This is a genomic window from Mesorhizobium sp. WSM4308, from assembly GCF_002294905.1.
Lineage (GTDB): Bacteria > Pseudomonadota > Alphaproteobacteria > Rhizobiales > Rhizobiaceae > Mesorhizobium.
On sequence record NZ_NSFW01000005.1, the window covers coordinates 268,108 to 285,471 of the forward strand.

Genomic DNA, 17,364 nt, shown 5'->3' on the forward strand with positions numbered 1-17,364 from the left:
ACCCAAGGCGACCAAGACACGGAGTAATGCAATGTACAGGAAATTTCTTGCAGCATCGGTTCTGACGATCGGTCTCACCACATCGGCGATGGCACAATCGTCCGACGGCGCATATTCGAACCGTCACAGCTGGTGGCCGTTCGGCAACGAAGAGTCCTCAGGCGTCGACCAGAACACGACCGGAAGCATCAATGGCGACCGCTCTGGGCTGGACAGCCTTGGCAATTCTGGTCCAGCCGGCCCGTGTGCATACGGCACAGCGGGTCCTGATGCGAATGCTCAGGGCAACGTGAACGACCAGTATTGCGGCAAATAGTTCAGCCGCCGGGCAGCGGTCGACCGTAGGACGTCGTCTCTCCTGACGTCCTGCGGTCGGCGCCCTGTCTCTGGTCTGCTGGCAAGTTCTCTTCTTTGGAAAGTCTAGTCTGAAACCTCGGTCTGCGGCCGATCCCGACCGTCAGCCAGTTCCTCGTGCCATTTGCCCTCGGCGTCCTCATATTGGATGCCGTCCGTCGCGCCTGCCACCTGCTGCTCGGCCGAGGCGATCTCGGCGGCGCGCAAGGCATCCTGATGGGTGGGAAATGTCTCCGAGAAGGTCGTACCGACCTTGTAGGCCCAGCCGCCGTCATGCTCGACGATCTTGTAAGTCAGCTTCGCCATAAAAACCTCCGGTTGAAAGGTCCGCCTGCTCAATGCAGCCGGTCGTCGGATAGCCTGTCGTCGGGCACCAGCACTTCCGATTCCCTGGCGGCCTCGATCAATGCCCGTCGCGCGTCCGCTGTCGAACGATAACCTTCCAGCACTTTGAGGCAAGTGTCGAGGGCATCACGATGACGCGGGCCGCGATTGAGCGGCCACACCGTCATGAGGCACTCCGCCGCTTCCTGGGTGCTGCGGATATGGCGATATTTGCCGACATGGCCGAGTTCGACCACGACCGGCGTTTCAAAAGGTTTGCTGTCCATCATGGCCGCAACGCAAAGCAGCCAATTTGGTTGCAAAAGTGGCCCGGAACCTGCGCCCAAAAGTCGCGTCGCGTTCTGCGACGCGCTTTTTGGGTGACATGTTTCGGCGTCTCAGTAACCGCAGTCGTTGCGCAGCCAGCGAGCGTTCGCCCAGCCGGTGGACCCGCCGATTTCGACCTTGTACCAGCTGCCGCGCCGGTCGAAAATCTCGACGTGGTCTCCATTGAACAGCTGGCCGATCATCCGTGATGACGAGTTGGGCCGTGTCCGCACGGCGAGAAAGCCGCTGCCGGTCGCCAGATTGTAGCGGCCGGACAGGCCGTGCACCGTCCCCTCGCAATATTGCGCCACGCTCGGCGTCGATGCGCCGAGCCAAAGGCCGGCGACAGTCACAAGCATCGCAGCCGGCAAGAATGCCCTGAACGACATGATCTCCTCCCAAGCCCGGCCGCGCCCGCCGCAGCCTCACCCAGCGTAACAGTTTGCCGCCGGATTTGAAGCGAGCTGTGGCAAAACGGGCTGGGCGGGATCGCGCCTGTGTCAGGAGGGCGGGCCGGTTCAGCCCACCGCCTTCATCCAGTGCTCCATCGTCGTTACCGAGCGGGCGAGCTGCGGCGCCGGATGGATCTTTTCCTTGAATGTGGCGGCCGCGCGCCAGCCCCAGCGCGGATCGGCGAGGAAGGCGCGCGCCAGTGCGACCATGTCGGCACGGCCCTCGGCGATAACAGCCTCGGCCTGCTGGGGATCGTCGATCAGGCCAACCGCGCGGGTCGGAATGCCGGCGCCCTTGCGCACCGCCTCCGCCAGATGCACCTGATAGCCGGGACCGGTGGGCAATTTCTGCAACGGCGAATTGCCGCCGCTGGAGCAGCAGAGATAGGCGATACCCTCGGCCTTCAGAGCCTTCGCCACCTCGATCGCATCCTCGACATCGAAGCCGCCGTCGACCCAGTCCTTCACCGACAGCCGCGCGCCGAGCATCAGCTTCGGCACCGCCTTCTTCACCGCCCTGGCGATTTCGACGACCAGACGCATCCGGTTTTCCAGCGAGCCGCCCCAACGGTCGGTGCGCTGGTTGGACAGCGGCGACAGGAACTGGAAGATCAGGTAGCCATGTGCTGCGTGCAGTTCGATGAAGTCGAAGCCGGCGCGTTCGGCCCGCCTGGCGGCTTGGGCGAACCGCTCGATGAGTTGCAGGATCTCTTCCTCATCGAGCGCGCGCGGCACGTTCCAGCCGGTGTCGTAGGCGATGGCCGAGGCCGAGACGGTCTGCCAGGGGTCTTCGTTCGGCTGCAGTGGCCCGCCGCCTTCCCAGGGCTTGCGGTTCGAGGCCTTGCGGCCGGCATGCGCAAGCTGCGTGCCGAATTTCGTGCCCGGCGCGGCGACGCGTCGTGCCGCATCCAGTGTGCGGCGCGCGGCGGCTGCGTTGTCGTCGGAGTAAAGTCCGAGGCAACCATGGGTGATGCGCCCGCGCCGTTCGACATCGGTCATCTCCACCGTGACCATTCCGGCGCCGGACATGGCCAGGTTCATCCAGTGGTAAAGATGCCAGTCGCTGGCCGATCCGTCCTCGGCGGAATACTGGCACATCGGCGCCACGGCGATGCGGTTGGGGAAGGTGAGGCCGTCGAGGGTGATCGGCTGAAAAAGCGATGCAGTCATAAAGAGGGCTCCGGGGAGAAGGAAGGCGTTATTTAGGCGACGGATATCTTGCATACCACACACGAGAGAGTGAAACGCTGGACCAATTGCTGCCCCAATTGCGCCGGCGCCGGTTCGCGGCTACGCCTGCGCCCGGCGACAAATACCGAGGTATCCAATGGAAGATCGTATTCGTATCCGTTCGGAAGAGGTCCTTTCCGACGACTGGGCGGTGCTGAAAAAGACCGTGCTCGACTATCGCCGGCGCGACGGGCAGTGGGAGACGCAGGTCCGCCAGACCTATGATCGCGGCGACGGCGCGGTGATCCTGCCCTACGACCCCCAGCGTTCGACGGTGCTTCTGGTGCGCCAGTTCCGCTATCCCGCCTATGTCACCGGCCACCGCGAACCGCTGATCGAGGCCTGTGCCGGGCTGCTCGACGAAAACGACCCCGAGACCGCCATCCGCAAGGAGGCGGAGGAAGAACTCGGCTACCGGCTGAAGGACGTAGAGCGGTTGTTTTCGCCTTATATGAGCCCGGGCAGCGTGACCGAGCGGCTGTGGTTCTTCGTTGCCCGCTATTCGCCCGCCGACCGCATCTCCGCCGGCGGCGGCGCGCCGGAGGAGGGCGAGGACATCGAGGTTCTGGAAATGCCGCTCGACGAAGCGCTGGCCGGCATCGCCGACGGCCGCATCGTCGATGCCAAGACGATTATCCTGATCCAGCATCTGAAGCTGAACCCGATGAAGGCTTGACCGACGTTCCGGCATGGATTGGCTCCATCCTCGCATCACGGAACAAAAGCGATCAGCGACGGTTTAACTCTCGAAGGGACCGCAACGGAAGCGGAGCAATGGTTGAGCTTTTCAATATGGAACTGGCCAAGGCCAGACAGCGCGTCAACCGCGCGGAACTCGCTCTGGAACGCGCGGAAGAAATGCTGGACGAGGACTGCGGCGTCGGAATCAATATCGCGCTTTGCAGTCGGATCAGGACCGCGCGGCGCCGGCTGATCGAGGCCAGGGAGCGCCTGACAAAGATTGATCCGCCAATAATTTTTGGCGGTTCCCCATGATGATGGCGACATTTCACCACGAAACCGCGGCGGTGAGGTATATCGCGCTGCCAGGTTCGCGCTTCTGACGCAGCGAATTATCCGGGATATCAAGCACACCGATGCCGCGGCGGAGAAAGTCGAGCGAGCGGTGACCAAGTTGGCCGAAGCAAACGCGCTCGATGGGTCGCTCGGTCCGCGCCGCCCCGGCTAGGCTCCGCCTCACGCGCCGTCGGCGTCAGGCTGGGGCGTCACGATATCATGGAGGCCGAAAGACGCTTCGGGGCATCGTATATTAGCAATATACGATATATTAATGGCTATAATGCACCCTTTGGCACTGGGACGGAAATACCTCCCATCGACGTTCCGACATGCGCCCTCGAGCGCCGGAACGCTAGACCAATGCGGAGTAGAACGCATGAGTGTCGGAGCCGCTCTCGAACAATTACTGCGGCTGATTTATCGCCGGGCCATGAAACTGGCGATGTTGCCGGAGGATGAAAGGGAATCCCACTACGATCACATCCGCCTGTCATGTTGCGCGGCCGCCGAGCACATCGGGCAAGATCCCGACAGGGCAGCCATCACGGCAAACGATATGGTTGAGTTTGTTCGCGCGCTGGTCGGAATCATCGAGGTGGGCTCTGGGCCGGGCCATGAGCAAAGCGCCGATCAGCGACCGCCGGTGCCACATTCCGGCGGCCAGGAGACTGGCGCTACGCGCATCTAGCAAACAGGGCAGACGCCCGCCTTAGGGCAGCGGGAACGAGGCGCTAACGCTCGCGCTGTACGACGTAGCTGCTGGTGATGGCGTCGTCGCCCAGCCCGCGAGTCACAAAAACCCTTGTATAGCCAACCGGCAAGCCATCTGTGACGGTCGTATCGACGAGGCGACACCGGCCAACGGTTTCGCCGTTCGGAGCGCTTGCCAGCCTGTCCTTCAGCGAAGCCATGCATAAGTCGAGCGACGCATACATGGTTGGCGCCATATCGACGGGTTTGCAGACAGAACCCTCAACCGGGCTGCACTGGAGCAAGACCATCACTGCCGCAGTTGCCGGATCCATTTTCAAAAATCTCCCGCCGTTTTGACGATCCTCAACGCGGAAATGCATCCTTTGTTTCGCCTTTGCTAAAACGAATGCGCCTGGCCGTCCTCGATGCGGTTGCCCGGAAGAGGGCGAGGACATCGGGGTCCTGGACAATGCCGCTCGACGAAGCTGGCCGGCATAGCCGACGACCGCATCGTCGATGCCAAGGCGATCATCCTGGTCCAGCGTCTGAAGCCGAACCCGATGAAGGCCTGGCCGCTCGAAGCTGGCCGAGCATTTGCCTTACGAACTGTGCCGCGGACAGGCCGGCACGTCCATTTCGCGGATGAAGTTGCGCAAGGCTTCCATGTCCCGGGACAGAGGCCGGTCGTCGGAATAGTGTGCGATATTGCCCCGGACCATTTGGTAGATGGCATCGGTACCAGGCGCGCGTGCACCGCGCACCGCCAGAAAATCATGGGCCTGCGCGGCTGCCATGAGCTCGATCGCGAGAATGTATTCGGCGTTGTCGATAACCGCCAGCAGCTTGTTGGCCGCGACGGTTGGATGAGCCAGAAAATCCTCTTGCAGGCCGGATGTGACGCCGCCGTCGGTCGCCGCCGGGGCGGCCAAACGCCGATTGACGTTGCTGAGCGATGTGGCCGTGTATTGGGCGATCATGAAGCCGGAATTGGCTCCGTCCTCGTCGGCGAGGAAGGCCGGCAAATTGTTGACAAGCGGATTGACGAGACGATCGATCCGACGCTCGCTCATTCCAGCCACCTGAGCCAAGGCGATGGTCAGGCCGTCAGCGGCCTGCCCGAGGGCCGGCGCAACCGCATGCGCCTCCGAAACGACCTGAGGATCGTTCAAAGACCCGAATACCGCCGGATTGTCGGTGACGGCAGCCAATTCGCGGTCGACAAGCTCGGCGGACCGGTCCAGCACCTCCCGGGCGGCGCCATGAACATGCGGCACGGCGCGAAGACTGAGTGCGTCTTGCGTGCGACTGCCGTGTGCCAGCGCGATAAGTTCGCTGCCATGAAGCCAGCCACGCAGCGATTTGCCCACGCCCTGAATGCCGGGTGAGGGCCTCATTGCCAGGATTGCCTCGCCAAAAGCCGGCATTTGCGCGCCTGCGGCTTCAAGTGTCAAAGCCGCCGCCGCATCAGCCCATCCCAACAAACGCTCGGCGCGCAGCACGGCGATGCTTGTCAGGCCTGTTGCGCATGCGGTGCCGTTGACGAGGCTCAAGCCCTCCTTGGCGCCAAGCTCCAATGGCTCCAGACCCATTTCAGCCAGGGCCTCGAGCCCGCTCATGGAGCGGCCTGCCACGGTTGCACTGCCTTCGCCGATCAGGACCAGTGCTACATGCGCGTTGTGGGTCAAATACCCGGCCGATCCCCGGGATGGCACGTCGGGAACGCAGTCGCGCTCGATAAAGGTGAGCAAATTGCGGACGATCGCAGGGCTCACGCCCGAATGGCCGTGCGCGAAATTTGCCACTTGAGCGGCAATGATGGCGCGCACGCCGCGTCTCGGCACAAGGTCGCCCACGCCGCAGGCGTGACTGCGAATGATATTGCGCGACAGTTTCTTTTGCAGGGCAGGCGCCACGACCTTGCTTGCCAAGGCGCCGACCCCGGTATTGACGCCATAGGCGCGGATGCCTTTTTCGACGATGGCCGCCACGATCTGGTTCGCGAAGGCGATCCTCTCCCAAGCTGCCCGGCTAAGCGCCAGGGATTCGCCTTCGCTCACGCGTGCGATGTCGCGCCAGCTGGCGTTTCTATCTATCGTTATTGTCATTGCCCGTTCCGAAATAGCTTTGCGATTGCGCAGGCGGCTGTCGGCCCGCTCGAAAGGTGGCGTGAGAACCGCTGCTTCGGCGCCGTACCGCCCAATCACGGGCATAATGGCGATGGAATTGCCGGCTGATGCGACTGTAGCGACGTCGTCGGCAATAAAAGACATGCCGCCTGCGATCCGGCGCTGGGAAATCCGGCGCCCGCTTGAAATCACTTCGAGGATGACGTCGAAGACTTATCGGATCAGCAGCTCACGCGGCATATGCGGCGGCTAGCCCGCGCGGGCAGTTTGACGGAGCCGAGCTGTGGGTGGCCTGCCACCCGCTGCTCGAACAGCGAAGGGTGGTGCGGACGACGGGAATCGAACCCGTACGATCAGAGATCGAGGGATTTTAAGTCCCTTGCGTCTACCAATTCCGCCACGTCCGCAGGCCCGCTCTTTTCAGATGCCAGACACAGGCCGTCAAGTCGTGTTGTTGGCCATGCTGAACACACACCCCAGAGGTGATGGCATGGCGATACTGGTGTGATCGCGGAATTTAGCGCGCCGCGCGCAATGGGTAGGGTGTTTGCACGGCGGACTTGATCCGCCGAGGCCGGCGTCTACCAGGCCCAACCCATTCCCCCGCCCACTGGGGGCGCCGGCCGCCCCTCATCGACTTTGCTGATCACGTCACAGCTGTCGCTCGCCGATCGATGCCGGCGAGGCTCAGAACTTGTAGCTGAGATTGATGCCCACGGTGTTCAGTTTGGTATCCTGGTCGCGACCGACGAAGTCGCTGGACCCGTCATAGTGCTCGGAACCGAAATCGTAGTAGCGATACTGGGCGCCGACGACGAATTTGTCGGTCAGCGCGTAGTCGACGCCGGCGCCCACGGTCCAGCCGATATTCGCCCGTGTCTCGGAGAAGGCTGAGCCCGCTGATTGCGAGGTTTCGACCCCGGCGAAGGCGATGCCGCCTATGCCATAGACCAGCACACGATCCATAGCGTATCCGGCCTTGGCGTTGACCGATCCGAACCATTTGATGTCGGCGCCGAAATTGTTTCCGGGTTCGGCTTCCGCCGTGCCGTCGACCGAGGAATAGTTGAGGTCGGCCTCAGCGCCGATCACCGCCTGGTCGAACTGCCACAGCCCGGCGACGTGCCCGCCGATGAAACCGCCCTTTATGTCGGGCGAGACGGAAAACGGCTCGCCTTCCGTTCCTGAGATGTCGGACTGGCCCCAGCCATAGCCCGCCTGCAGGCCGGCATAGTATCCTGTCCAGTCGAAGCCGGGCGCGGTCATCGGCACATCGACCGTCGCGTCAGCTGCGAAAGCCGGCATCGACAGGACGGCAAGCAGACCGGCACTTGCGACGACAAGGCGATACATTCGAACTCCCCGGATGAAGAGCCGGAAAAATCTTGAGAGCCAAGGTAGACCGATTTACGGCAAAACGGAATCCAATTTCCGGCTGTGGCCGTGTGTCGCTCGCCGAGGCACAGGCTTTAAGCCGAGGACAGCCGGCATTGCCGGGGGAATGTCAGCGTGCAAAATGGCCGTCTTGCAGGGAAAAATCCTGATGAACAGCCTGGCTCGTCTTATCGCTGGAACGGCCATCATACTGTTCACCTGCGGTCTCGCCATGGCCGAGCCATTGACGCTCGCCATCGCCAAGGCAGCGGTCGTATCCGATCAAGCGTCGGGACAGGCAGCGCTCAACCTGAGAATGACACCGGACAGCGCGAAGGCGTTCGGCGACTTCACCAGGGCGAATGTCGGCAAGGTGGTCGACCTCGGCGTCGACGGTACCGTGGTGGCGTCGCCGCGCCTGGTCGAACCCATCCTCGGCGGCGAGGTAATGCTCAGCGGCACCTTCGCCCCGGGCGAACTCCAGCGCCTGGCGGAACGGATTTCGGCCGGCGGTGCGAAAGTCACGGTCGAGGTCGCGGCTGAACAGCCTTTGTGAAGGCTGGACGGGCCGGTCCGCCGTTTGGCGCTGGTCAAAACCAGGCAGGCTTGGCACAGTCGCCCAAACAGGAGTCCCTTCATGGCAAAGAAGCCGGCGGCGCATGCGACGAAACCAAAACCCTGGACCGAGATGGCGACGCATCTGGTCGACGTCGCCACGGGCCGCAAGCCCGCCGATCTCGTCATCCGCAACGGCCGCTGGGTCAACGTTCACTCCGGCGAGATCATCGCCGGCACCGACATCGCCATTGCCGGCGGCCGCTTCGCCTATTGCGGGCCGAATGCCAGCCACGCCATCGGCCAGGGCACCAAGGTGGTCGATGCCGGCGGGCGCTACCTGGTGCCCGGCCTCTGCGACGCGCACATGCATGTCGAAAGCGGCATGGTGACGGTGACCGAGTTCTGCCGTGCCGTCATCCCGCACGGCACCACGTCGATGTTCATCGATCCGCACGAGATCGCAAATGTGCTGGGCTTGCCGGGCGTGCGGCTGATGCATGACGAGGCGGTGGCGATGCCCATCAACGTGCATGTGCAGATGCCGTCTTGCGTGCCGTCGGCACCGGGGCTGGAGCATGCCGGCGCCGAGCTGACGGTCGCCGACGTTGCCGAGGCCATGACCTGGGAAAACATCATCGGCCTCGGCGAAGTGATGAATTTTCCGGGCGTCGCCGCCAACGATCCCGTCATGTCGGGCGAGATCGCCGCGACGGTCAAGGCTGGCAAGACGGTTGGCGGCCACTATGCCTCGCGCGACCTGGGCTTGCCGTTCCACGGCTATGTCGCCGGCGGACCCGAGGACGATCACGAAGGCACGCGCGCGGAAGATGCCATCGCCCGTGTCCGCCAGGGCATGAAGGCGATGCTGCGGCTGGGCTCGGCCTGGTACGATGTCGCCTTGCAGATCAAGGCGGTGACCGAAGGCGGCATCGATCCGCGCAACTTCATCCTGTGCACCGACGACAGCCATTCCGGCACGCTGGTGCATGAAGGCCACATGGACCGGGTGGTGCGCCACGCCATCCAACAGGGGCTGAAGCCGGTGACGGCGATCCAGATGGCGACGATCAACACTGCCCAGCATTTCAGGCTGGAACGCGAGATCGGTTCGATCGCGCCTGGACGGTTGGCCGACCTGCTGATTGTCTCCGACCTCGCCGCAATGACCATCGATGAGGTTTATGCGCGCGGCGTCAGGCTGGCCAAGGGTGGCAAGCTCGACATCGACATTCCGGCCTATGATTACCCGAAGACGGCGAAGAACACCGTCAAGCTGGGCAAGAAGCTCAGGGCTGGCGATTTCGACATCACGGCTCCCAAGGGTGCCAACGAGGTGCGGGTGCGCGTCATCGGCGTCATCGAGAACCAGGCGCCGACGCGAGCCCTGGAGGCCGATCTGCCGGTCGAGGACGGTCTGGTCGCCATGGACCGCCGCAACGACGTCTGCCAGATCGCGCTGGTCGAGCGGCACAGGGGCACGGGCGGCGTCACCAACGCATTCGTCTCCGGCTTCGGCTATATGGGGGATTGCGCCATGGCCTCGAGCGTGGCGCATGACGCCCATCACATCATCTGCGTCGGCACCAACAAGCAGGACATGGCGCTGGCGGTCAACCGGCTGGGCCAAGTCGGCGGCGGCGTCGTGCTGTTCTCGAAGGGCAAGGAACTGGCGCTTGTCGAAATGCCGATCGCGGGCCTGATGTCGGACGAGCGCGCCGAGATCGTCGCCGCCAAGGCCGAGAAACTGACCGAGGCGATGCGCAAGATGGGCTGCTCCCTGAACAACGCCTACATGCAGCACTCGCTGCTGGCGCTGGTGGTCATTCCGGAGTTGAGGATTTCCGACGTCGGCCTGATCGACGTGACGACGTTCCAGAAGGTCGACCTGTTCGTTTAGACCAACCTTCGACGCGGGTGATTGGCTCACCCGCCGGTGACGATGGTCAGCACCTTGAACGGCGTCGTGATGACGACCTCGGCGACCGAACCGACGGCTTTGCCGAGGCCTTGGCCGAGATTGTTGAGTTGCGCCGGATCGGGTTCGTCGGAGGCCAGGCCAGCAGGGGTGCGCAGGCGATCGCCGAGCAACTGCACCAGGATGGGATTGTCGGCGAATTTCGCGTGGTTGAGGCCACCGTCGCCGCCCTTGATTTTGGTCAGGTCGACCACGGAGACACCATAGCTGGCGAGATCGGCCGCATTGCCATAGTCGCCGACACGCGGCTTGTCGCCGGAGATAAGTGAAGACAATTTGAGCGCACGGTCATCGCCGGACAGCAGCACGGCAAACGGCTTGTCCGGCTTGCCGTATCGGATCATCTGCTTTTTGAACACGTCGACATCGATGTCGGGCGACGCCAGCACGACATAGCCGAGTTTGCCGCCGAGATCGCGGTCGCCGGTGATGGCGAGCTGGCGCAGCGCCTCCATGGTCAGCCAGGTTCCCATCGAATGGGCGATGATGTCGATGCTCTTGACCCGTGTCTTGGCGAGCATTCTGAGCGTCGCCTCGAGATCGTCGCGGGCGGCGCTGGCGCTGTCCTTGTCGTAGATATAGCCCGTCGTCTTGGCGCTCGACGCCCATGAGAACAGCACCGGCGTGCCGGGATATTTCGTGTCGTGGGCGATCTGCGTCAGCCGGTAAATGCCGTCGTCGAAGCCATTGTTGAAGCCGTGCACGAACACCAGTGCGCGATCCCCGCGCACGGCAATGTTGGCGCCGACCGCCTTGGCGAATTGCGAGGCATCGCCATAGTGGACGACATTGGTGGCGGTGAATTGCTTTGCCGGGATCGAGTTGGCCGAGCCCTTGGCCCGCTCGATGGCGCCGATCTGGTGGACCTTCGGCACGGTGACGTCGACACGGGCGTAGCTGGTGGTCAACGAGCGATCGCCGTCGAACACCTGCCGCGGATCCTTGGTCGCCTGCTGGCGGGTTGTAGCGACGAAAATTTCGTGCGTGGCCGCGATGTCGGAGGCTGGCACCGACACATTCGTCTTGTTGAGCAGATCATGCGTGTTCTGGCCGGCACAGCCGGCAAGGGCGAGCGTCAACGCGAGGACGAAACTGTTCAAGCGCAAGCTCAAGCGCCGGCTCCCATGAAGGGGGACGTCAAAAGCATGACGTCACCGCTATTGCGATAGAGCCAGAGACCGGCGCGGTCCAGTTCAAAGTGGCCCGATACCTCGTGAATGGTGAACAGGCACGGCGAAATTCGCGCCGCCGCATCTACTGCCCGAGCAGGCTGACGCGGTCGGTCACGTCCCTGTCGCTGGCAAAACCGTCATCTTCGCGCAGCCGCTGGCCGATCATCTTCACCAAGGCCGGATTGTCGGCGAATTTCGTATGGTTGAAGCTGTCGCTGCCCTTGACCTTGGAGAGATCGACCACCGTCACGCCGTAGGAGGCAAGATCGGCAGCATCCTTGTAGTCGCCGACGCGTGGCCGTGAACCGGCGATCAGGCCGGAAAGCCTCAGCGCGCGGTCGTCGTCGGACAACAGCAGGATGAACGGCTTGTCGGGCTTGCCATAGCGGCGCATCTGGCTCTTGAACACGTCGACATCGATGTCCGGCGAGGCCAGCACCACGTCGCCGAGCTTGCCGCCAAGGTCGCGGTCGCCGCTGATGGCCATCTGGCGCAGGGTTTCCATGGTCACCCAGGTTCCCATCGAATGCGCGACAATGTCGATGCGGCGCGCACCGGACTGCTGCAGCATGCGCAATGTCACTTCGAGCTGGTCACGTGCGGCGCTGGCACTTTCCTTGTCATAGACATAGTCGGTGGTCTTGGCGCCCGATGCCCAGGAAAACAGCATCGGCGTGCCCGGATAGCCGGAATCGTGGACGATCTGGGTGAGACGGTAGACCGCGTCGTCGAAACCGGTGTTGTAGCCATGCACGAAGACCATGACGCGGCCGCCGCGCGCCGCGATATCGGCGTTGAGCGCGCTGGAGAATTTCGGCTGTGTGTCGTAGCCGACAACCTCGGAGGCCATGAAATATTTGGCCGGGTCATCCGACTTGCCGCGGGAGCGCCGTTCGATCTGGCCGGTCGTGTGGATCCCCGGAACGGTGACGTTGACGCGGGCATAGTTCAGCGTCGCCGAGCGCTCGCCATCGAAAACCTTGTTGGGATCGTCGGATTTCTTGCGCGTCGTGGTGATGAAGATCGAGTGGTTGCCGGCGATATCCGTCACCGGCGCGGCGACAATGGCGCTGCCAAGCAATTCCTGCGTTTGCGGGCCGGCGCAGCCGGCGACGAGCAAGGCGAGACAAACAGTAACGATCTTCTTCAAAGGCACGCCTGAAATTTCCACTCCGGCCAAAAGGCCCATCTACCCCCGCGACACCTCCCGGACAGGGAGAGTGCGGCAGAACTAAGTCGTGTCCAGCCGAAATGTGGTCATCGCCTGGCTACGACCATCGGACTGTTGCGCGAAAGCCAAAGTGGCGGAGGAAAAGCCGGGAAAAGGGCAGCCACCTCCAGCTCGAGGCGGATGCCGGATGCGTCGGCCGCGAAGGCTCGCGTCGCTTCGATTTCGCGACCAGTCGATACAACGGCATGAACAAATGGGTACAAGCGCTTGCGAATATTATACGAATTTCGGCTGAAGAGAGTTGCGAACGACCGGACAATGGCGTTGCGGGGCCGGATATGCCATAGGCAGGATCGGCTGTGAGAGATCAGCGTGCAATAAACACACGCTGCGCGGCCATGTCGATGACAAGGGTCCGCGCGGACATGCGGCACAAGGTGGCTTCCCGATGAACAGTTTCTCCTCCCGCGTTGCCACCGCGGCCGCTGCGATCCGCCAGATCTTTCCGGAAACGCCGCTGCAGGAAAACGACTATTTGTCGAAGAAGACCGGCGCCCGGGTGCTGCTGAAGCGCGAGGATCTGAGTCCGGTGCGCTCCTACAAGATCCGTGGCGCCTTCAATTTCTTCCGCAAGGCGCTTGCCGCCGGCAATCAGGCCGAACTGTTCGTCTGCGCGTCGGCCGGCAACCATGCCCAGGGTTTTGCCTTCGTCTGCCGCCATTTCGGCAAAATGGGCGTGGTGTTCATGCCGGTGACGACGCCGCAGCAGAAAATCGACAAGACTAGGTTGTTCGGCGGCGATTTCGTCGAGATCAGGCTGGTCGGCGACTTTTTCGACGACTGCTATCGCGCCGCTTTCGAATTCACCGAAAGCTCCGGCGCTCACATGGTGCCCCCCTTCGACCACAAGGACATTATCGAGGGTCAGGCGACGGTCGCCTACGAGATCGCGGACCAGATGCCGGGTGCGCGCATGCCCGACATCATCATGCTGCCGGTCGGCGGTGGCGGGCTCGCCGCCGGCGTCACGCATTATTTCGCCGACCAAGGCCGGGAGGCGCGTTTCGTCTTTTGCGAACCGGCCGGCGCGCCGAGCCTGCATGACAGCCTTGCGGCGGGAAAGCGGCTGAAGCTCGCTAAGGTCGACAACTTCGTCGATGGCGCGGCGGTAGCCGAGATCGGCCGCGAACCCTTGCGGTATCTCAAGGAATTCGCGGCCGACACGGTGCGGCTGATCCCGGAAAACCGGCTCTGCGCGACCATGATCGAGATGCTCAATGTCGAAGGCGTCGTGCTCGAACCGGCCGGCGCGTTGGCTATCGATGCGTTGAAGGATTTTTCCAGGAAGGAGATCCGCGGCAAGACCATTGTCGCCGTGGTTTCGGGCGGCAATTTCGATTTCGAGCGGCTGCCGGATGTCAAGGAAAGGGCGTTGCGCTTCGAAGGCTTGAAGAAATACTTCATCATCCGCTTCCCGCAGCGGCCTGGCGCGCTGCGCGACTTCCTCGAAATGTTGGGTCCGGACGACGACATCGCGCGCTTCGAGTATCTGAAGAAGTCGGCGCGCAATTTCGGCTCGGTGCTGATCGGCATCGAAACCAAGGACCGTCGCAATTTCGACCTGCTGAAGGCAAATTTCGACACCGAGGGCGTCCAGTATCAGGACATCACCGACAACGAGACATTGGCGGGCTTCATCATATGAGCGCAAAGGTCTTCATCGCCCTGTTTTCCGGCATCAATGTCGGCGGCAACCGCATCGTCAAGATGGCGGAGCTGCACTCGTTCTTCGAGGATCTCGGCTTTTCCGGCGTCGGCACCTATGTGCAGAGCGGCAATGTCGTGTTCCGGGCCGGCAAGGGCGACGCCGCCGCGCTGACCAGACAAATCGAAGCGGCGTTCGAGAAGAAATGGGGTTTTCATTCGCGCATCATGGTGCGCGATCTCTCCTGGTTGGATCGGCTGGTGAGCGAAAATCCGTATCCGGAAGCGGCCGCCGATCACACCAAGCTCCACGCCTATGCGCTGGAGCGTGAGCCGACCGCCGAAGAGGTGGCGCGGCTGGCTGAAAAATGCACCGGCCCCGAGCGCTTCGAAGTCAAGGGAGACGTGCTCTACCTCAGCGCGCCGGACGGGCTCGGCAAGTCAGTCTTCGCCAACCTCATTCCGCGCGTTCTGAAGGTGCCGGGCACCGCGCGCAACTGGCGCTCGGTGCTGGCGCTGCTGGAGATGGCCGGCCGGGCCGGCGGGAAGGCATGACCCCGAAAAATGGGTACCGGTTTTCAGGATCGTGCTCAAACAAACACCTACGCTGCCGTCGCCGGCTTCCAGTCGAAGGTCAGTTCTTCGCGGAAGGCAAAGCGCTTGATGTGGTCTGCCACGACACTTTCCAGGCGCTCGAGCGATCCCGCTTCGTCGGTTGACACCACGATGTGCAACGCTGCCGTGTCCGCATCCATGACAGTACGGCCGAGCGACAGATCGATCGTGCCATGGGTGGGATCGAATTCGACGGGAAATTTGTGCGCCCAGTGCTTGCACAGTTGCTGCAGATAGCGGCTGGCATGTTCGGTGGCGACATCGGCACGGCTGGTCGGCATGAGTGAACTCTCCGGAAGGGCAGGCGCCCATTGCTTGACATGGCGCCAGACCTGTCAGGCTGGCGCCATGTTCGGGTAGATAGGTGTCTTCGTGAAAAACGCCAAAAGGCGGCCGGGCAACTTCCGCCCGGTGCCAGGCCGACGCCTACCAGCTTCCCGTGTTGGCCATCGAAGCCCAGGGTTCGGCCTTGGCTTTCGCTGGGCCCTTCTGCAGAAGCTCGATCGAAATGCCGTCCGGCGATCTGATGAATGCCATGTTGCCGTCGCGCGGCGGCCGGTTGATGGTGACGCCATTGTCCATCAGATGCTGGCAGGTGGCGTAGATGTCATCGACCTCATAGGCGAGGTGGCCGAAATTGCGTCCGCCCTTGTAGTCTTCCGGATCCCAGTTGTAGGTGAGTTCAATCAGCGGCGCCTTGTCGTTGATGCCGCTCTGCTCATCTTCGGAGGCGGCGAGGAAGATCAGCGTGAAGCGGCCCTGCTCGTTTTCGTAGCGGCGGACCTCCTTCAGCCCGAGCTTGTTGCAGTAGAAATCGAGCGAGGCATCGACGTCGGCGACGCGGACCATGGTGTGCAGATAGCGCATGAGTTTTCCTCGATCTGTTGGGATGCGGCGCAACATAGGGTCGGCCCGGCGAAAGGGCAATCTCCCGCGGCCGGCGATGCCGGCAAAGAACAAATCCGGTATTCCCGCAATGAACCGTGAAAAAAGGCAGGGAAGGTCTTGCACACACCGGAAGCCGCGGTGTTAATCTGGTGTCAAGAATCAGTTGCGGTGTTCTTGAAAAAAGGGGGCATTCTTATGGGGGAAAAGGCCTCTTTGACGGGGCGGGCCGGAACCCTTGGCGACGCCTTGAAGCGCGACGAAGGTGGCGACGCCGCCGACCTGACCGAAATTGCCGGCGCCATCAAGTGGTTCGATGTGGCCAAGGGTTATGGGTTCATCCTACCCGATGACGGTGTCTCGGGCGATATCCTCCTCCATGTGACATGCCTTCGACGCGACGGTTTCCAGACTGCCCTGGAGGGCGCGCGCGTGGTCTGCCTTGTCAAGCAGGGCGATCGCGGGCTGCAGGCCTTTCGTGTGCTTTCCATGGATGTCACCACCGCCGTCCACCCCGCGGAAATGCAGGAACAGCGCACCCATGTCGCGGTGACGCCGGAGAGCGGGCTCGAACGCGCTTTGGTCAAGTGGTTCAACCGCACCAAGGGCTTCGGCTTCCTGACGCGCGGCGAAGGCACCGAGGACATTTTCGTCCATATGGAGACCTTGCGCCGCTATGGCATCACCGAGCTTCGGCCGGGGCAGGTCGTGCTTGTCCGTTTCGGCCGCGGTGATAAAGGCCTTATGGCCGCCGAAATTCACCCCGATATGGGCACCTTGCCGGTTTCGCACTAGGACGATTTCGGCAGAGGATCGTGGATGACTCGCAGGAACTGGCTGACGGCGGGCGTTTTTTGCGCCATTGCGGCCGTGATCGTGGCCGCAGGCGCTTTCTTCTATTCGGAACGGCCGACCTCGGCCGACAGTCGGGCGATGATCCTTCCGGTCGACCCGACGCCGCTGGTCGTGGTGACGAAAGATGGGAATCGCTCCTTCTCGATCGAAATCGCCGACAACGACGCGGAGCGCGAGGCCGGCTTGATGTATCGCCAGGACATGGCGGACGATCACGGCATGCTGTTTGTCTTCGAGATACAGCAACAGGTCAGTTTCTGGATGCAGAACACGCCGATGCCGCTGGACCTGATCTTTGTCGGCCAGGATGGCAAGATCCGGGCCGTCAAACATGGCGAGCCGCAATCCCAGGCCATCATTTCGCCCGGCGTGCCCGTGCGCTTCGTGCTCGAGCTCAAGGCCGGCGCCGCCGCCAAATACGGCATCGGGTATGGCGACCTCTTGCGCCACCCGGCAATTGGCACCGTATCCGGGCCTGGCATGCCACCGCCGGACAATGGTGACGCACCCAACGGCGGCGGCTGAACGC

At 62.6% G+C, this 17,364-nt stretch carries 21 protein-coding genes and 1 tRNA gene; 10 read left to right on the plus strand and 12 right to left on the minus strand.

Features of this window, described 5'->3' with window-relative positions; all coding sequences use genetic code 11:
* Window positions 1-31 precede the first annotated feature (31 nt).
* Complete coding sequence (locus CK227_RS11765; protein WP_095770308.1) at window positions 32-316, plus strand: hypothetical protein; 285 nt, start codon at window positions 32-34, stop codon at window positions 314-316.
* Window positions 317-420: 104 nt separating this feature from the next.
* Here the strand turns inward: CK227_RS11765 and CK227_RS11770 are convergent, their stop codons facing one another.
* From CK227_RS11770 to CK227_RS11785, 4 genes are all read right to left on the minus strand, one after another.
* A complete protein-coding gene (locus CK227_RS11770; protein WP_095770307.1) occupies window positions 421-660 on the minus strand; it encodes a DUF2188 domain-containing protein in 240 nt (79 codons plus the stop codon).
* A gap of 29 nt (window positions 661-689) precedes the next feature.
* Complete coding sequence (locus CK227_RS11775) at window positions 690-968, minus strand: DUF982 domain-containing protein (protein ID WP_095770306.1); 279 nt, start codon at window positions 966-968, stop codon at window positions 690-692.
* A 108-nt stretch (window positions 969-1,076) separates the two neighbouring features.
* The gene (locus tag CK227_RS11780) at window positions 1,077-1,394 is read right to left on the minus strand and encodes an SH3 domain-containing protein (protein ID WP_095770305.1); all 318 of its coding nucleotides are present in this window, start codon (window positions 1,392-1,394) and stop codon (window positions 1,077-1,079) included.
* Between the two features lie 129 nt (window positions 1,395-1,523).
* Complete coding sequence (locus tag CK227_RS11785) at window positions 1,524-2,627, minus strand: NADH:flavin oxidoreductase/NADH oxidase (RefSeq protein WP_095770304.1); 1,104 nt, start codon at window positions 2,625-2,627, stop codon at window positions 1,524-1,526.
* 157 nt (window positions 2,628-2,784) lie between these two features.
* On the opposite strand from CK227_RS11785, the gene CK227_RS11790 reads away from it, so the two are divergent.
* The 3 genes from CK227_RS11790 to CK227_RS11805 all read left to right on the plus strand — a co-directional run bounded on the left by CK227_RS11790 (window position 2,785) and on the right by CK227_RS11805 (window position 4,395).
* Window positions 2,785-3,363: an NUDIX domain-containing protein gene (locus CK227_RS11790; RefSeq protein WP_019857853.1), complete on the plus strand. Its 579-nt coding sequence runs from the start codon at window positions 2,785-2,787 to the stop codon at window positions 3,361-3,363.
* A gap of 98 nt (window positions 3,364-3,461) precedes the next feature.
* Window positions 3,462-3,683 carry a hypothetical protein gene (locus tag CK227_RS11795; RefSeq protein WP_095770303.1) on the plus strand — a complete coding sequence of 74 codons (222 nt, stop codon included), beginning with the start codon at window positions 3,462-3,464 and terminating at the stop codon, window positions 3,681-3,683.
* Between the two features lie 400 nt (window positions 3,684-4,083).
* Window positions 4,084-4,395 carry a hypothetical protein gene (locus CK227_RS11805; protein WP_095770302.1) on the plus strand — a complete coding sequence of 104 codons (312 nt, stop codon included), beginning with the start codon at window positions 4,084-4,086 and terminating at the stop codon, window positions 4,393-4,395.
* A gap of 43 nt (window positions 4,396-4,438) precedes the next feature.
* On the opposite strand, the gene CK227_RS11810 is transcribed toward CK227_RS11805, so the two are convergent.
* The 4 genes from CK227_RS11810 to CK227_RS11825 form a co-directional block, all read right to left on the minus strand.
* The gene (locus tag CK227_RS11810) at window positions 4,439-4,780 is read right to left on the minus strand and encodes a hypothetical protein (protein WP_245317938.1); all 342 of its coding nucleotides are present in this window, start codon (window positions 4,778-4,780) and stop codon (window positions 4,439-4,441) included.
* 219 nt (window positions 4,781-4,999) lie between these two features.
* The gene (hutH, locus tag CK227_RS11815; protein ID WP_095770870.1) at window positions 5,000-6,505 is read right to left on the minus strand and encodes a histidine ammonia-lyase; all 1,506 of its coding nucleotides are present in this window, start codon (window positions 6,503-6,505) and stop codon (window positions 5,000-5,002) included.
* Window positions 6,506-6,847: 342 nt separating this feature from the next.
* Window positions 6,848-6,933, minus strand: a tRNA-Leu gene (locus tag CK227_RS11820).
* 280 nt (window positions 6,934-7,213) lie between these two features.
* A complete protein-coding gene (locus CK227_RS11825) occupies window positions 7,214-7,879 on the minus strand; it encodes an outer membrane protein (RefSeq protein WP_095770301.1) in 666 nt (221 codons plus the stop codon).
* 190 nt (window positions 7,880-8,069) lie between these two features.
* Here CK227_RS11825 and CK227_RS11830 point away from each other — a divergent pair, with 190 nt between their 5' ends.
* Both CK227_RS11830 and ade read left to right on the plus strand, forming a co-directional pair.
* Window positions 8,070-8,456, plus strand: a complete 387-nt coding sequence (locus CK227_RS11830; RefSeq protein ID WP_095770869.1) for a hypothetical protein — start codon at window positions 8,070-8,072, stop codon at window positions 8,454-8,456.
* An 81-nt stretch (window positions 8,457-8,537) separates the two neighbouring features.
* A complete protein-coding gene (gene ade, locus CK227_RS11835; RefSeq protein ID WP_095770300.1) occupies window positions 8,538-10,355 on the plus strand; it encodes an adenine deaminase in 1,818 nt (605 codons plus the stop codon).
* Between the two features lie 26 nt (window positions 10,356-10,381).
* On the opposite strand, the gene CK227_RS11840 is transcribed toward ade, so the two are convergent.
* On the minus strand, window positions 10,382-11,545 hold the full coding sequence (locus CK227_RS11840; RefSeq protein WP_095770299.1) for an alpha/beta hydrolase: 1,164 nt from the start codon (window positions 11,543-11,545) through the stop codon (window positions 10,382-10,384).
* A gap of 142 nt (window positions 11,546-11,687) precedes the next feature.
* The gene (locus CK227_RS11845) at window positions 11,688-12,794 is read right to left on the minus strand and encodes an alpha/beta hydrolase (RefSeq protein ID WP_179295906.1); all 1,107 of its coding nucleotides are present in this window, start codon (window positions 12,792-12,794) and stop codon (window positions 11,688-11,690) included.
* A 430-nt stretch (window positions 12,795-13,224) separates the two neighbouring features.
* Here CK227_RS11845 and ilvA point away from each other — a divergent pair, with 430 nt between their 5' ends.
* Together ilvA and CK227_RS11855 are read left to right on the plus strand one after the other, a co-directional pair.
* The gene (gene ilvA / locus CK227_RS11850) at window positions 13,225-14,481 is read left to right on the plus strand and encodes a threonine ammonia-lyase IlvA (RefSeq protein WP_095770298.1); all 1,257 of its coding nucleotides are present in this window, start codon (window positions 13,225-13,227) and stop codon (window positions 14,479-14,481) included.
* Window positions 14,478-15,035 (plus strand): DUF1697 domain-containing protein, encoded by a 558-nt coding sequence (locus CK227_RS11855; protein WP_095770297.1) that lies wholly within the window; start codon window positions 14,478-14,480, stop codon window positions 15,033-15,035. Before ilvA ends, CK227_RS11855 begins: the two co-directional genes overlap by 4 nt.
* A 47-nt stretch (window positions 15,036-15,082) precedes the next feature.
* Here the strand turns inward: CK227_RS11855 and CK227_RS11860 are convergent, their stop codons facing one another.
* Together CK227_RS11860 and gloA are read right to left on the minus strand one after the other, a co-directional pair.
* Window positions 15,083-15,376 (minus strand): DUF2218 domain-containing protein, encoded by a 294-nt coding sequence (locus tag CK227_RS11860; protein WP_095770296.1) that lies wholly within the window; start codon window positions 15,374-15,376, stop codon window positions 15,083-15,085.
* A 145-nt stretch (window positions 15,377-15,521) separates the two neighbouring features.
* The gene (gene gloA / locus CK227_RS11865; protein WP_010909179.1) at window positions 15,522-15,962 is read right to left on the minus strand and encodes a lactoylglutathione lyase; all 441 of its coding nucleotides are present in this window, start codon (window positions 15,960-15,962) and stop codon (window positions 15,522-15,524) included.
* 216 nt (window positions 15,963-16,178) lie between these two features.
* On the opposite strand from gloA, the gene CK227_RS11870 reads away from it, so the two are divergent.
* The gene (locus CK227_RS11870; protein ID WP_032920553.1) at window positions 16,179-16,775 is read left to right on the plus strand and encodes a cold-shock protein; all 597 of its coding nucleotides are present in this window, start codon (window positions 16,179-16,181) and stop codon (window positions 16,773-16,775) included.
* A 24-nt stretch (window positions 16,776-16,799) separates the two neighbouring features.
* Window positions 16,800-17,360 carry a DUF192 domain-containing protein gene (locus tag CK227_RS11875; RefSeq protein WP_095770295.1) on the plus strand — a complete coding sequence of 187 codons (561 nt, stop codon included), beginning with the start codon at window positions 16,800-16,802 and terminating at the stop codon, window positions 17,358-17,360.
* Window positions 17,361-17,364 lie beyond the last annotated feature (4 nt).